17 protein-coding genes are annotated in these 13,757 nt (G+C 65.9%); 10 read left to right on the top strand and 7 right to left on the bottom strand.

Annotated features, from left to right (window positions below):
* The first annotated feature begins 2 nt into the window (after window positions 1-2).
* Window positions 3-1,115, top strand: a complete 1,113-nt coding sequence (locus tag ACIHA7_RS05175; protein ID WP_397285708.1) for a winged helix DNA-binding domain-containing protein — start codon at window positions 3-5, stop codon at window positions 1,113-1,115.
* 6 nt (window positions 1,116-1,121) lie between these two features.
* Here ACIHA7_RS05175 and ACIHA7_RS05170 read toward each other — a convergent pair whose 3' ends face one another.
* On the bottom strand, window positions 1,122-1,646 hold the full coding sequence (locus ACIHA7_RS05170) for an Lrp/AsnC family transcriptional regulator (RefSeq protein ID WP_107659462.1): 525 nt from the start codon (window positions 1,644-1,646) through the stop codon (window positions 1,122-1,124).
* A gap of 187 nt (window positions 1,647-1,833) precedes the next feature.
* Here ACIHA7_RS05170 and hppD point away from each other — a divergent pair, with 187 nt between their 5' ends.
* From hppD to tuf, 8 genes are all read left to right on the top strand, one after another.
* Window positions 1,834-3,042 (top strand): 4-hydroxyphenylpyruvate dioxygenase, encoded by a 1,209-nt coding sequence (gene hppD, locus ACIHA7_RS05165; protein ID WP_397286522.1) that lies wholly within the window; start codon window positions 1,834-1,836, stop codon window positions 3,040-3,042.
* Between the two features lie 68 nt (window positions 3,043-3,110).
* Window positions 3,111-3,317: a hypothetical protein gene (locus ACIHA7_RS05160; RefSeq protein WP_397285706.1), complete on the top strand. Its 207-nt coding sequence runs from the start codon at window positions 3,111-3,113 to the stop codon at window positions 3,315-3,317.
* Window positions 3,318-3,414: 97 nt separating this feature from the next.
* Window positions 3,415-3,942: a DUF3558 domain-containing protein gene (locus ACIHA7_RS05155; protein WP_397285704.1), complete on the top strand. Its 528-nt coding sequence runs from the start codon at window positions 3,415-3,417 to the stop codon at window positions 3,940-3,942.
* Between the two features lie 14 nt (window positions 3,943-3,956).
* The gene (locus tag ACIHA7_RS05150; RefSeq protein ID WP_397285702.1) at window positions 3,957-4,508 is read left to right on the top strand and encodes a DUF3558 domain-containing protein; all 552 of its coding nucleotides are present in this window, start codon (window positions 3,957-3,959) and stop codon (window positions 4,506-4,508) included.
* A 269-nt stretch (window positions 4,509-4,777) separates the two neighbouring features.
* A complete protein-coding gene (rpsL, locus tag ACIHA7_RS05145) occupies window positions 4,778-5,152 on the top strand; it encodes a 30S ribosomal protein S12 (protein ID WP_019049359.1) in 375 nt (124 codons plus the stop codon).
* Window position 5,153: 1 nt separating this feature from the next.
* Window positions 5,154-5,624 carry a 30S ribosomal protein S7 gene (gene rpsG, locus ACIHA7_RS05140; RefSeq protein WP_040739280.1) on the top strand — a complete coding sequence of 157 codons (471 nt, stop codon included), beginning with the start codon at window positions 5,154-5,156 and terminating at the stop codon, window positions 5,622-5,624.
* A gap of 138 nt (window positions 5,625-5,762) precedes the next feature.
* On the top strand, window positions 5,763-7,865 hold the full coding sequence (gene fusA / locus ACIHA7_RS05135) for an elongation factor G (RefSeq protein ID WP_107659458.1): 2,103 nt from the start codon (window positions 5,763-5,765) through the stop codon (window positions 7,863-7,865).
* 116 nt (window positions 7,866-7,981) lie between these two features.
* Window positions 7,982-9,172, top strand: a complete 1,191-nt coding sequence (gene tuf, locus ACIHA7_RS05130; protein WP_135233549.1) for an elongation factor Tu — start codon at window positions 7,982-7,984, stop codon at window positions 9,170-9,172.
* 67 nt (window positions 9,173-9,239) lie between these two features.
* On the opposite strand, the gene ACIHA7_RS05125 is transcribed toward tuf, so the two are convergent.
* The 3 genes from ACIHA7_RS05125 to ACIHA7_RS05115 all read right to left on the bottom strand — a co-directional run bounded on the left by ACIHA7_RS05125 (window position 9,240) and on the right by ACIHA7_RS05115 (window position 10,656).
* A complete protein-coding gene (locus ACIHA7_RS05125; protein WP_397285699.1) occupies window positions 9,240-9,674 on the bottom strand; it encodes a type II toxin-antitoxin system VapC family toxin in 435 nt (144 codons plus the stop codon).
* A complete protein-coding gene (locus tag ACIHA7_RS05120; RefSeq protein WP_397285697.1) occupies window positions 9,671-9,925 on the bottom strand; it encodes a type II toxin-antitoxin system Phd/YefM family antitoxin in 255 nt (84 codons plus the stop codon). The genes ACIHA7_RS05125 and ACIHA7_RS05120 overlap by 4 nt, the downstream gene beginning before the upstream one ends.
* 65 nt (window positions 9,926-9,990) lie before the next feature.
* Entirely contained in the window at window positions 9,991-10,656 is a 666-nt protein-coding gene (locus ACIHA7_RS05115; RefSeq protein WP_397285695.1) for a hypothetical protein, read from the bottom strand.
* Between the two features lie 149 nt (window positions 10,657-10,805).
* Here ACIHA7_RS05115 and ACIHA7_RS05110 point away from each other — a divergent pair, with 149 nt between their 5' ends.
* Entirely contained in the window at window positions 10,806-11,636 is an 831-nt protein-coding gene (locus ACIHA7_RS05110; protein WP_397285693.1) for an alpha/beta fold hydrolase, read from the top strand.
* 31 nt (window positions 11,637-11,667) lie between these two features.
* On the opposite strand, the gene ACIHA7_RS05105 is transcribed toward ACIHA7_RS05110, so the two are convergent.
* The 3 genes from ACIHA7_RS05105 to ACIHA7_RS05095 all read right to left on the bottom strand — a co-directional run bounded on the left by ACIHA7_RS05105 (window position 11,668) and on the right by ACIHA7_RS05095 (window position 13,736).
* The gene (locus tag ACIHA7_RS05105) at window positions 11,668-12,624 is read right to left on the bottom strand and encodes a type IV toxin-antitoxin system AbiEi family antitoxin domain-containing protein (RefSeq protein WP_397285691.1); all 957 of its coding nucleotides are present in this window, start codon (window positions 12,622-12,624) and stop codon (window positions 11,668-11,670) included.
* Window positions 12,625-12,711: 87 nt separating this feature from the next.
* A complete protein-coding gene (locus ACIHA7_RS05100) occupies window positions 12,712-13,377 on the bottom strand; it encodes a TetR/AcrR family transcriptional regulator (RefSeq protein WP_397285689.1) in 666 nt (221 codons plus the stop codon).
* Window positions 13,377-13,736: an SPW repeat protein gene (locus tag ACIHA7_RS05095; RefSeq protein ID WP_397285687.1), complete on the bottom strand. Its 360-nt coding sequence runs from the start codon at window positions 13,734-13,736 to the stop codon at window positions 13,377-13,379. Before ACIHA7_RS05095 ends, ACIHA7_RS05100 begins: the two co-directional genes overlap by 1 nt.
* Window positions 13,737-13,757: the final 21 nt, after the last annotated feature.

The following is a 13,757-nucleotide window of genomic DNA, read 5'->3' as shown; positions in this document are numbered from 1 at the left end:
TCATGATGCTCTCCGACCGAATACTGAACCGCACGCTGCTCGCCCGCCAGCATCTACTGGAGCGCTCGCAGCGCACCGTGCACGAGATGTGCGACCACCTCGTCGGCCTGCAAGCGCAGGACTCACCGCCGCCGTTCGTCGCATTGTGGAGTCGCATAGCGGATTTCGATCCCGCGACGATCTCGAACGCGCTCGAGGATCGGACGCTGGCCCGAATCACCTTGATGCGCGGCACTATTCACATGGTGACGCCGCCGGACGCGTTGCGGATCGCGCCGCTCATGCAGCCGGAGCTCGAAAAGATCCCGTTCCGAAAGGGTTTCAACTACGGCGCGCTGGTCGGCCTCGACCCCGACGAGGTGCGCGCGCACGGCGAACGGGTGCTCGGCGACGAACCGATGTCCGCCGCCGACCTGCGACTGCATGCCGCCGAGTGTTACCCGGACCGCAACCCGGGCATGGTCGTGCAGGCGTGGCTCATTCTGCTTCCGGTGCTGCAAACCCCGCCGCGCGGCAAGTGGAAGGACAGCAGCAGGCCGGTCTGGTCCCGGGTCGAGCCGTGGCTCGGCGCACCGCTCGACCCGACCTACCCATTGGCGGAGTTGCTGCTTCGATACCTGCGCGCCTTCGGCCCGGCGTCCACCATGGACATGCAGACCTGGTCGAAGCTGCTCGGCATGAAGCAGGCGATCGCCCAGCTCGGCGACCGCGTGCGCACCTACACCGACGAGCGCGGCCGCACCCTCTACGACGCCGCCGACGGCGAGCTCGCCGATCCGGAACTTCCGGCGCCGGTGCGCCTGCTCGGCTGGTACGACAATGCCCTGCTCTCGCACCAGGATCGGAGCAGGATCGTGCCGGACGGCGCGGCGCCGCCGCTGCGCGCGTTCGCCGCCGCGGTCGCCCCGGTGCTGGTCGACGGCTTCCTCGCCGGTCTCTACAAGATCTTCCCTGAGTCCGGTACGGCACGCCTGCGGATCAGTCCGACCCGCAAGTGGACCAAGGCCGAACGCGCGGCGGTGGAAGCCGAAGCACATGCCCTGCTCGCCTTTCTGGAGGCGGACAAGGAACCGCGGGTCGAGATCTTGGAGGTGGGCGCCGACGTGCGTCCCTGAGCCGCGCTACCGTTCGTGCGCCGCGCGGTAGGCCGGAGCCTTCGTGCCGCCCGCCGGATCGAGGGTGCGCAAGAGCGGCAGGGTGCGAAACGGCACCACGGTGGACAACACGATCACGCTGTGCGACCGCACCACCGACGAGGTGCGGTCGATGCTCAGCAGCACCGCTTGCAGCCCGGCGTGCGAGTCGGCGCCGATCCGGCACCACACATCGCCCGAACCGGTGGTCGCGTAGGCCTCCAAAACCCCTGGGATCATGTCGAGTTCGGCGGCGACCGAGTCCAGCGCGCCCTGCGCGATCTCCAGCGTGACGAACGCCTGCACGTCGAAACCCGCTGCGGTAACGTCGATCTGCGGGTCGTAGGAGGCGATGACGCCGGATTCCTCCATCCGCCCGATCCTGGACTGCACCGTGGCCCTGGCCACCCTGGTCCGGCGGGACAGCTCGAGGATGCCCGCCTTCTGGTATTCGTGCATCGCGGTGAGGATCGCGAGATCGAGTTCGTCCAGTTTCGCCGGCGTGCGTGACATTGGCGGCCTCCGTTCCGAGCACAGGCTGGCCTTCCAGCCGTGGATAGCACCAGCCAGCTGATGCTATTCAAATTGTCCAGCATTTCGGGGCACTTCCTAGCCGGATTCGCCAGAGTGTCTAACGAAAATCGCCGCTGTTGCCTATCCGGCGACCCTGACGATTACTTGGTGCATGACCATCGAGCAGATGCCGAATGCCCGGTCCAGCACGGCAAACAGCCAGTCCGGCACCGCCCCCACCGACGGTGAGCTGCGCAAGCTCGTCGGACTCGTGGACCACGACACCAGTGTCGACAACTTTCCCGTAATCGGCTGGGATGCCCTCGTCTGGGTCGTCGGTAACGCGACCCAGACCGCCCATTACTTGGAATCCGCCTTCGGTATGCGACTGGAGGCGTATTCGGGTCCCGAGACCGGTAACCGCGACCACAAAGCCTTCGTGCTGCGCAGTGGCGGCGCCCGCTTCGTGGTCAAGGGCGCGGTCGACCCGGACAGCCCGCTCGTCGCCCATCACGACCGGCACGGCGACGGTGTCGTCGACATCGCGCTCGAGGTGCCGGACGTGGACCGCTGCGTCGAGTGGGCGCGCAACCACGGCGCCACCGTCCTCGTCGAACCGCACGACGAGACCGACGAATTCGGCACCGTCCGGTCCGCCGCCCTGGCCACCTACGGCGAAACCAGGCACACCCTGGTCGACCGTTCCGGCTACAACGGGCCGTACCTGCCCGGCTACGTCGCGCGCCGAGCCGGCTACCAGCCGCGCGAGGGCGCGCCCAATCGCCTGTTCCAGGCGATCGACCACGTCGTCGGAAACGTGGAGCTCGGCCAGATGGACGAGTGGGTCGAGTTCTACCGCCGCGTCATGGGTTTCACGAATATGGCCGAGTTCGTCGGTGACGACATCGCCACCGAGTACTCGGCGCTGATGAGCAAGGTCGTCGCCAACGGCAACCACCGGGTGAAGTTCCCGCTCAACGAGCCCGCGGTCAGCAAGAAGAAGTCACAGATCGACGAGTACCTCGAGTTCTACCGCGGCCCCGGCGTCCAGCACATCGCGCTCGCCACCGGCGACATCCTGGCCTGTGTCGACGCGCTGCGCCGCGAAGGCGTCGAGTTCCTCGACGCGCCCGACTCCTATTACGAGGACCCGGAACTGCGCGCCCGGATCGGTCGCGTCCGCGTGCCGGTCGAGGAACTGCAGCGCCGCGGCATCCTGGTCGACCGCGACGAGGACGGCTATCTGCTGCAGATCTTCACCAAGCCGATCACCGACCGCCCCACCGTGTTCTTCGAGCTGATCGAGCGGCACGGCTCGCTCGGCTTCGGCAAGGGCAACTTCAAGGCGCTGTTCCAGGCGATCGAACGGGAACAGGAGGCCCGCGGCAATCTGTGATCGGTTGTGGCCCTGAGCATCCGGCAGTACGCTCCGTTGACTCGCCGGATGCTTAAGGGGCCGCCGCAGTGCTCGACAGATCCGCCGCCGCCTTCTCCCTGGCCGTCGCCCTCACCCTCGGTACCGACGCCACCTCGCGCGCCGAACCCACCCCCACCTATTACCCCACCCTCGACGCCTGCCTCGGCGCCATGTCGAAATACAAGACCGGCCCGGCCCAGTGCACCTACATCGACTCGATGGGCGCCTATGAACTCCGCGTCCCGCACGAGTAGCGGTTGAGGCAGGTGCCGACTCGCCGATGCCTGCGGGCATCCGTGCCGATCGGTCGAGCAGGTCGCCCACACCGGTCTCGCCGGTAGAGTCTCAGGCATGCGGATCAAGTCGGCGATCGTCACGGGCACGGTCTTCGCGCTGTTGCTTTCCGCGTGCGGATCGGGCGGCGACTCGGACACCTCGAACACTCCGTTGCGTCCGCCGCCCAAGGTCGCCACGCTCGGCCCGTTCGTCGGCGAGTGCGGGCATGCCACCGACGACGAGGTGCGTGATCTCGCGGGGCTCGGTCAGATCTCCCAGGCGTTGAAGAACTCGGTTGGCTGCAATTGGCAGTCCGCCGGATTGGGTTCGCCCAGCGTCACTTTCGCGTCCTATCGGGGCAGCCCGATCGACCGCGAGAAGGCCTGGGTCACCACGCAGGGGCGGACCACCCAGGCGATCGAGGTCGGCGGCCGCACCGGCTGGCAAGCACTCGAGCCGGACAGCAAGGTCTGCGACCTCGCCGTGCAGCTCGACGACGACTTCTTCGAATGGTCCATGTCCTACGGGATGTTCGCGCCCGACGGCAATCCGTGCGACCGGATGCACAAGCTGGCGGAGCTGACCGTGCGGCGGCTGAAGTGACGGGGAGGACGGCAATGCGGCTTCGTCGCGCTCGCGCCATACTCACGGCGGCCGCCGTGTCGGCTCTCGCGGTGACCGTCGCGGGCTGTGGCCAGACGGTGAGTGGTTCGGCACATCCCGCCGGTTCGGGGACCGGGGACTCGGTGAACACCAACTTCGACAAGCTGCTGCGCGAGTGCGACATCGTCTCGCTGAACCAGGTCGGCGACGCGGTGAGCCAGGGCGCCATGGCGATGCAGTCCTTCTACGGCGCGGTCTGCATGTGGGACGTGCAGGGCTCGAGCAGCGCCATGGTCACCCTGAACTGGTACGAGATCGGCTCGCTGAACAACGAGAAGACCACCAACGACAAGTTGGGTTACTCGACCAGCAACATCACCGTGCAGGGGCGGCGCGGGTTGGAGACGCGGCGGCCGAACGATCCGGACTCCTGTGGCGTCAGCGCGGGTGCCGCGGATCAGGGTGTGATCGGGTTCTGGATCAACTATCGGCCCGGCTCGGCGCATCCGGATCCGTGCGCGGGCGCCAAGAAACTCGTAGAGTTGACGCTGAACCTGGCCAGGTAGCGGGGTCTGCAGCCACCCCGCTTTGACCCTGTGTCGCGACCACGAGTATCGTGGATCGCTGTGCCCGGAAGCATACGGGCAAGATCGTGCGTGACCGTAGGCCAGCGAAAGCGGCTGACACCTCCAGCGTGCCCGCATTTCGGGCCCTACACCGCGCGCGACACGCCCGACCTCGGGGCACGTGAAACGTGGCCGGACGTGCGAGTGAAAGCTCGATGACAAAGACATGAAGTTCCAGACACCGCGTAACTAATAAGGAAAGCCGGTCTATGCCAACCATCAACCAGCTGGTCCGCAAGGGTCGCCGCGACAAGGTCTCCAAGACGAAGACCGCGGCGCTCAAGGGCAGCCCGCAGCGTCGTGGCGTGTGCACTCGCGTGTACACCACGACCCCGAAGAAGCCGAACTCCGCGCTGCGTAAGGTCGCGCGCGTTCGCCTGACCAGCGCGGTCGAGGTCACGGCCTACATCCCGGGCGAGGGCCACAACCTGCAGGAGCACTCGATGGTGCTCGTTCGTGGCGGCCGTGTGAAGGACCTTCCGGGTGTCCGTTACAAGATCATCCGTGGCTCGCTCGACACCCAGGGTGTGAAGAACCGCAAGCAGGCCCGCAGCCGTTACGGCGCCAAGAAGGAGAAGAGCTGATATGCCACGCAAGGGCCCCGCACCCAAGCGTCCGCTGATCAACGACCCGGTCTACGGGTCCCCGCTGGTCACTCAGCTGGTCAACAAGATCCTGCTGGACGGCAAGAAGTCCACGGCCGAGCGCATCGTCTACGGCGCGCTGGAGCAGGCGCGCGAGAAGACCGGCACCGATCCGGTCGTCACCCTCAAGCGCGCGCTGGACAACGTCAAGCCCGCCCTCGAGGTCAAGCCCCGCCGCGTAGGTGGCGCCACCTACCAGGTGCCGGTCGAGGTTCGTCCGGGCCGCTCCAACACGCTGGCCCTGCGCTGGCTGGTCAACTACTCCCGCGCTCGCCGCGAGAAGACCATGGTCGAGCGTCTGGCCAATGAGCTCCTCGATGCCAGCAACGGCCTCGGTGCTTCGGTGAAGCGCCGTGAGGACACCCACAAGATGGCCGAGTCGAACCGGGCCTTCGCGCACTACCGCTGGTGACGTCTGCCCGGCCCATCGTCTGGGGTCGGGAGGCACACTGTCGGCGCGGCACCAACCTGCCGCTTCCGGCGTTGACATAGAGACGACCACAGGGTCGTCCCCGAAAATCCCATCTAGCTACGAGCGGGGAAGATTTCCGTGGCACAGGACGTGCTCACCGACCTGAACAAGGTCCGCAACATCGGCATCATGGCCCACATTGATGCGGGCAAGACGACCACAACCGAACGCATCCTCTTCTACACCGGCATCACCTACAAGATCGGTGAGGTCCATGACGGCGCGGCCACCATGGACTGGATGGAGCAGGAGCAGGAGCGTGGTATCACCATCACCTCCGCGGCTACCACGTGCTTCTGGAACGACAACCAGATCAACATCATCGACACCCCCGGGCACGTCGACTTCACCGTCGAGGTGGAGCGGTCGCTGCGCGTGCTCGACGGCGCCGTTGCGGTGTTCGACGGCAAGGAAGGTGTCGAGCCGCAGTCCGAGCAGGTGTGGCGTCAGGCCGACAAGTACGACGTGCCGCGAATCTGCTTCGTCAACAAGATGGACAAGCTCGGCGCGGACTTCTACTTCACCGTGCAGACCATCAAGGACCGCCTCGGTGCCAAGCCGTTGGTCATCCAGCTGCCGATCGGCGCTGAGGACACCTTCGAGGGCATCGTCGACCTGGTCGAGAACAACGCCAAGGTCTGGCGGGGCGAGACCAAGCTCGGCGAAGAGTACGAGGTCGTCGAGATCCCCGAGGATCTGAAAGAGCGGGCCGAGCAGTACCGTCAGGAACTGCTGGAGACCGTCGCGGAGTCCGACGAGGCGCTGCTGGAGAAGTTCTTCGGCGGCGAGGAGCTCTCGCTCGAGGAGATCAAGGGCGCGATCCGCAAGCTCACGGTCAACTCCGAGATCTACCCGGTGCTCTGTGGCTCGGCGTTCAAGAACAAGGGCGTTCAGCCCATGCTCGACGCGGTCATCGACTACCTGCCCTCGCCGCTGGACGTGGAGGCCACCACCGGCCACGTGCCCGGCAAGGAAGAGGAGCTGCTGACCCGCAAGCCGAGCGCCGACGAGCCGTTCGCGGCCCTGGCGTTCAAGATCGCGGTGCACCCCTTCTTCGGCAAGCTGACCTACGTCCGGGTGTACTCCGGCAAGGTCGACTCCGGCGCCCAGGTCATCAACTCGACCAAGGGCAAGAAGGAGCGTCTTGGCAAGCTGTTCCAGATGCACTCCAACAAGGAGAACCCGGTTCCGGCCGCCTCGGCGGGTCACATCTACGCGGTGATCGGCCTCAAGGACACCACCACCGGTGACACCCTGTGCGATCCGCAGAACCAGATCGTGCTCGAGTCCATGACCTTCCCGGACCCGGTCATCGAGGTCTCCATCGAGCCGAAGACCAAGTCGGACCAGGAGAAGCTGGGCACCGCGATCCAGCGTCTCTCGGAAGAGGATCCGACCTTCTCGGTCAAGCTCGACCAGGAGACCGGCCAGACCGTCATCGGCGGCATGGGCGAGCTCCACCTCGACATCCTCGTCGACCGCATGCGGCGCGAGTTCAAGGTCGAGGCGAACGTCGGCAAGCCGCAGGTGGCCTACCGCGAGACGATCACCAAGAAGGTCGAGAAGCTCGAGTTCACCCACAAGAAGCAGACCGGTGGCTCCGGCCAGTTCGCGAAGGTCATCATCGCCCTCGAGCCGTTCATCGGCGAGGACGGCGCGACCTACGAGTTCGAGAACAAGGTCTCCGGTGGCCGCGTGCCGCGCGAGTACATCCCTTCGGTGGACGCCGGTGCGCAGGATGCCATGCAGTACGGTGTGCTCGCGGGCTACCCGCTGGTGAACCTGAAGGTCGTTCTGCTCGACGGCGCGTACCACGACGTCGACTCGTCGGAAATGGCCTTCAAGATCGCCGGCTCGCAGGCCCTGAAGGAAGCGGCCCGTAAGGCCGGTCCGGTGATCCTCGAGCCGCTCATGGCGGTCGAGGTCATCACGCCCGAGGAGTACATGGGCGATGTGATCGGCGACCTGAATTCCCGCCGTGGCCAGATCCAGGCCATGGAGGAACGCAGTGGTGCCCGTGTCGTCAAGGCGCTGGTTCCGCTCTCGGAGATGTTCGGTTACATCGGTGACCTGCGGTCGAAGACCCAGGGCCGAGCGAACTACTCCATGGTGTTCGACTCGTACGCGGAGGTTCCGGCCAACGTGTCGAAGGAGATCATCGCCAAGGCGACCGGCGAGTAATACCGATGTCGGGGCAGGTGCAAGACTTGCCCCACATCCGCCGGGCGTCAGTACGACCCCAGTAATAACCGCACTGCTGCAACTGCACGCACCAACAAGTCCAGGAGGACACCACAGTGGCGAAGGCGAAGTTCGAGCGGACGAAGCCGCACGTCAACATCGGCACCATCGGTCACGTCGACCACGGCAAGACCACGCTGACCGCAGCGATCACCAAGGTGCTGGCTGACAAGTACCCGGATCTGAACGCCGCGTTCGCGTTCGATCAGATCGACAAGGCGCCGGAGGAGAAGGCTCGTGGTATCACGATCAACATCTCCCACGTCGAGTACCAGACGGAGAAGCGCCACTACGCGCACGTCGACGCTCCGGGTCACGCTGACTACATCAAGAACATGATCACCGGTGCGGCGCAGATGGACGGTGCCATCCTCGTGGTCGCCGCGACCGACGGCCCGATGCCGCAGACCCGCGAGCACGTGCTGCTCGCCCGTCAGGTCGGCGTGCCCTACATCCTGGTCGCGCTGAACAAGTCGGACATGGTCGACGACGAGGAAATCCTCGAGCTCGTCGAGATGGAGGTCCGCGAACTGCTGGCCGCCCAGGAGTTCGACGAGGACGCGCCGGTCGTGCGCGTCTCCGGTCTGAAGGCGCTCGAGGGCGACGAGAAGTGGACCGAGTCGATCGTTGAGCTGATGAACGCTGTCGACGAGTCGATCCCGGACCCGGTCCGCGACACCGAGAAGCCGTTCCTGATGCCGGTCGAGGACGTGTTCACGATCACCGGTCGTGGCACCGTCGTCACCGGTCGCGTCGAGCGCGGCATCGTCAACGTGAACGAGGAAGTCGAGATCGTCGGCATCAAGCCGACCTCGACCAAGACCACGGTCACCGGTATCGAGATGTTCCGCAAGCTGCTCGACCAGGGCCAGGCCGGCGACAACGTCGGTCTGCTGGTTCGTGGCATCAAGCGCGAAGATGTCGAGCGTGGCCAGGTCATCGTGAAGCCGGGCACCACCACCCCGCACACCGAGTTCGAGGGCCAGGCCTACATCCTGTCCAAGGACGAGGGCGGCCGGCACACGCCGTTCTTCAACAACTACCGTCCCCAGTTCTACTTCCGTACGACTGACGTGACGGGCGTTGTGACCCTCCCCGAGGGCACCGAGATGGTTATGCCGGGCGACAACACCGAAATGTCGGTCGTGCTGATCCAGCCGATCGCCATGGAAGAGGGCCTGCGTTTCGCGATCCGTGAAGGTGGCCGCACCGTCGGCGCCGGTCGCGTCACGAAGATCATCAAGTGATTTCCTGAATCACTGAACTGAACGGCGTCGCTCCGAAAGGAGCGGCGCCGTTCGGCGTTTCGGGAAACTAATCCGCTGGTGCGTTGGTGTCGAAGGTGGCCACGCCCAGGGACTTCCAGGCTGCCAATAGCCGACTGTCGCCTGAGGCGGCGACAGTGTCGGTGTCTTCCATCTGCTCGGCGGAGGCGCAATGGACCGCATCGTATCCACGCAGTGCTAGCTGGTCGGCCAGCTCCGCCGCGCGCAATACCAGCGCATCGTCCACCTCGGTGATCTCGATCTGTGGCCAGAGTTGATCCAGGAGTCGCAAGCAGGCTGCGTGCTCCTCGTCGTTGAGGCGGGTCATTCGATGGGCCTGGGCAAGAGCCGCGGCGGTCTCCACGTAAAGCAGCCGACTCGACACCACGGCATCGGCATCGTCCCAGAACCTACGGCAGGATTGGCTGCTCGACTCGCTGACCAAGAGGGGCACAAAAGCGGAGGTATCGAGGTATCCGATCATCGGCGCTGGTCATCGATGAGTTCACTGACCGAACCGTGTCCCTGGACCGGCTCGGGTGAGGGCTGTTTGCGGGCACGTGCAGGTTGAATCCGGCCTTCTTCCCGGAGTTGCTCCAACCTGGTGAGTCGTCCGACGGGGACGATCCGAGCGATCGGTTGACCATGATCAGTGACCGTTACCGTCCGTCCGGCGCGAACCTCTGCCAGATGACGGCTCAAGCTATCCCGTAGTTCGCGTACGCCGACGTCCACCGCTGCCTCCTAGTGGCTACATTTATATAGGCAATTGTAGCCACAGTCGGTTCGGCTGTGGGCGATCAGCAGGTGTAGGTGCGGCCGACTGAGGAGTCGGGGGTTGGTTGGGTTTCGCGGAGGCAGCCGAAGGGGACTATGGCGTCGTCGCTCATGTGCACGCCGGTGCGGGTGGTGGGGTTGACGCAGGTGAGGCCGTCGGTGGCGATGCGGCAGGTGTAGTCACCGAAGGTGAGTTTGCTGTCGTAGGGGAGGGTTTGGCCGTCGCCGTGGATGAAAAGACCTGGGTCGCCGCGGAATTGGCCGACGGTCAGGGTTTTCGCTGAGTAGTTGACGTAGCCGCCGTCCCAGTTGCCGAAACCCTCGTGCGGCTTGGGGACGGGGTTCTTCAGTTTCACTACACAGTTGAATCCGTCGAGCTGGTAAGCGGTTCCAGTGATGCAGCTGATTTTTCCGGACGGGCTGATGAAGGCGATATCGCTCTTCAGGTCGGCGGCGGCGCCGGTGCCCGTGCTCGCGGAGTGGTAGCGGCTCGCGTCGACCTCGGTGCCCGCCTGTACCCAGGCGATCCGGTCCTTCAACCGGCTTTCCGGGCTCGCCGGCGTCGAGGTCGGCGCGGCCGTGGTCGAGGTCGCCGGTGGTGGTCCGGGGGCGGGCTGTGGTTGACCCGAGGTGGATTGGGAACAGGCGCTCAGCGCCAAGATCAAGGCAGCGAGTGCCGCGATTCGCATGGCTTCCAGACTAGCCATTGTGGCGCAACATGTTCCGGCCACGGTCGGGCAGGGAGGTGATTCGATGACCTCCGAGGTTATCGCGCAAGGTCGGCCCGGTCCGTTAGCGTCGAAAATGTGAACAACACCGGATCATTCGGAGGAACGCGATGAGCAAGTCGAACCTCGCTGAGCTCGACATCGTCGAGGGGGCGCTGCGGCATGGGCTGCCGTACCTGGCGCTGGGTGCCGGGCGGCCGCTGGCCTTCCTGCGCTGGTTCACGCCGGATCACGCGAATCCGAGCGGCTGGATGCGGAATTCCGAGATCAAGATGCTGACGCCGCTGGCCCGGCGCTTTCGCGTCTACGCGGTGAATCGGGCGCCGGGAATGGTCGAGGGCACCACGATGGGTGAGATCGCGGCCCAGCACGCGGACGCGTTGCAGGCGGAGTTCGGCGAACCGGTGGATGTGCTCGGTGTGTCGTCCGGTGGGTCGTTGGCGCTGCAGCTGGCGGCGGATCACCCGGGCACCGTCCGCCGCTTGGTCATCGCCTCGTCCGGTTACCGCTTGGATCCGCTCGCCAAGCAGGCCCAGATCCGCTACGGCGAAGCGGCGTTCGCGGGTCGGCGCGCACTGCATCACATGGCGCCGATCGCCACCTCGTCGCGGGTGCTCGCCCGGCTGGCCGGTGTGGGCATGTGGCTGATCGACCCGCTGGGCCGCCCGAAGAACCCGGCGGACACCCTCGCCTTCGTCCGCGCCGAGGACGGATTCGACCTGTCCGACCGCCTCGCGGAGATCACCGCGCCGACGCTTGTTCTCGGCGGCGAACGCGACGCGGCCTACAGCACCGAGAACTTCCGCCGCACCGCCGACGGCATCCCCAACTCCCGGCTGATCATCTACCCCGGTACCAGCCACATGGGTGTCGTCAAGCATGCTCGCTTCGTTCCGGATGTCAGCGAGTTCCTCACCTCCGCAACCCCTCTCGCGCCCTGACCGCATTGGCGCACGAATCGCCGTGCGCGGCTCAACTCCGCAGCGTCGGAATCCAATGCCCGGTGCGATGCGCCCGTCGCGCGACCTCGGCGGCAGCGCGGATGCGTTCGGCGAGCTGAACAGGATCATCCAGATCGGTCCAGGTCCACCGGACCACGGCCCACCCGAGTGCGCGTAATTGGTCGTCCCGGTCCGGTGCCGCCACTGTCCACTGCGCGGGCAGGCGTGCACCACCCAATGCACTGTGCTGCTCGCTCTGCCCCTCGAATTCACCGATCACACCCAATTCGTCGAACAGAAAGTCGACCCGTCCGACGCACACCGCATCATCGGTGCAGACCCGCGCCTGCAATTCCGGCGCGGGCAATCCGCTCTCCTGAAAGGCCACCCGGCTGCGCGACTCACCGACGCTCTCGCTGCGTCCGTCCAGGAACTCGATGGCCCGAGCGGCTTGGCGCGCGCCGCGGCGGTGTGCCGCTCGCCGGAGATGTTCGCCCAATTCGCCGACGGTGGTGAGCCCTTGGCGCAGCGCGCTGTCGCCACAGACGACCGCGTATTCGAAACCCACTGAGCGCGTGATATCGAAGATCGTCCGCGGCACGGTGGTTACCCGAACCCCATTGATCAGGGTGATCTCGTCCGGTGCTATTTGGGCCGAATGCAGGACCAGCTGTTTCCGGATCCGCCCGCCGGCGATTCTGTCGCGCGTGACGTGTGCCCGTTCGAGCGGGATCGACCAGGTCGGCAGGCCGTGCAACACCAGCGCCGAACAGTGGCTCGCCACAGCGTCATCGGACATCGCCTCGCACATCGCGAGCACCAGCATCAGATGGCGGCCCGCCGGGGTGAGCGCGGGCTGCGGCGCGTTCACATAGTGTCCGGCGCGGATCCGCTGCCATTGTCCGGAGCGGCAGAGGCGCTGCAATTGGCTGTCGGACATGCCGGCGGCCAAGGCCTGCCTGCGCGAGATCAGTTGCGGTGCGTCCATATCGCGATCCTGACCGAAGCCTGCGCTCCGCAATACCCACCATCCGCCGAATGTGGATAACACGCACCCTGGGGATAACTTCGGAGGTCAGCCGAGCTGTGTCATGCCCGCGGCGACCACCTGAGCGACATTCAGAACGTCTTCCGCCGACGGGATGGGCACACCGTCCAGCGCGTGTAACCGGTCGGTGCTCGCGATGGCGAACATGGCCGAGACCCAGGCCGCGGCGCAGGCGCGCAGCGTGCCGGGGCGCACCGGGGCCGGCGCGCTGGCCTGCAGCACCCGCGCGGTGACATCCAGCAATTGGTCACGCAGGTGGCGCAATTGGCGCCGGACATCGGGGTGCGTGTCGGCCTCGCGCCACATGATCACCCGTAGCACCGAGGAGTGGTGGTCGCGCAGATTGAGGGCGGCATCGAGGGCGACCAGACTGGCGGCGGGATCGCCGGGCGCGACCACGGTGTCGATGTCGTCGATCGGGTGCATCGGCACCCGCTCGTCCATCAGCGCCGACAGGATCGAGTCCTTGGTCGGGAAGTAGTAGAAGACAAGGCCTTTCGGGACCTCGGCGGCGCCTGCGATGGCCGCTGTCGCGGTGGCATCGAATCCCTGTGCCGCGAAGAGCTTTTCGGCGGCGTCCAGAATGAGTTGCCGGGCGTCGCCGTCGACTTTCGCACTGCGCCGCCGCCCGGCCCTCGGTTCCTTGCCCGGTCGCTGAGCCGCGGCTCGGCGACCGGGTTTCGGCATCTGCATCAGTGGTGGGTCGCCGCGCCGTGCAGCCGTCCCGACACCGTCGGCAGCGCCGCTACCGCGACCACCGCCGTCACTACCCCGACTACCCATGCGGTCCAGGATGCGCCGCGGTAATCGGTGAAGTCCATGGCCCATGGGGAAATGAACAGCAACACGCCGAAAAGACCCATCGCGTAGTCGGCGCTGGTGCCGAGCGTGGGCCGGTACATCTGCGTGAGGCCGGTGAGCGCGATGAGCACGCCGAGCACGATCAGCGACCACATCGCTTTGTCGGTGGTGACCAGCCACAGGGGTGAGAGCGCGGCGAAGATGCCCAGCACTACGGCGAGCAGGTCCTGTGCGCGGCTTTCGGTGAACATGGTGTGCCTCCTAGGGCTCAG

Origin of the sequence: Nocardia sp. NPDC052316 (assembly GCF_044547795.1) — a bacterium.
In the GTDB taxonomy this organism is placed as follows: Bacteria; Actinomycetota; Actinomycetes; order Mycobacteriales; family Mycobacteriaceae; genus Nocardia.
The sequence above is the reverse complement of the archived record's forward strand: the minus strand, read 5'-3'. Positions and strand labels throughout refer to the sequence as shown.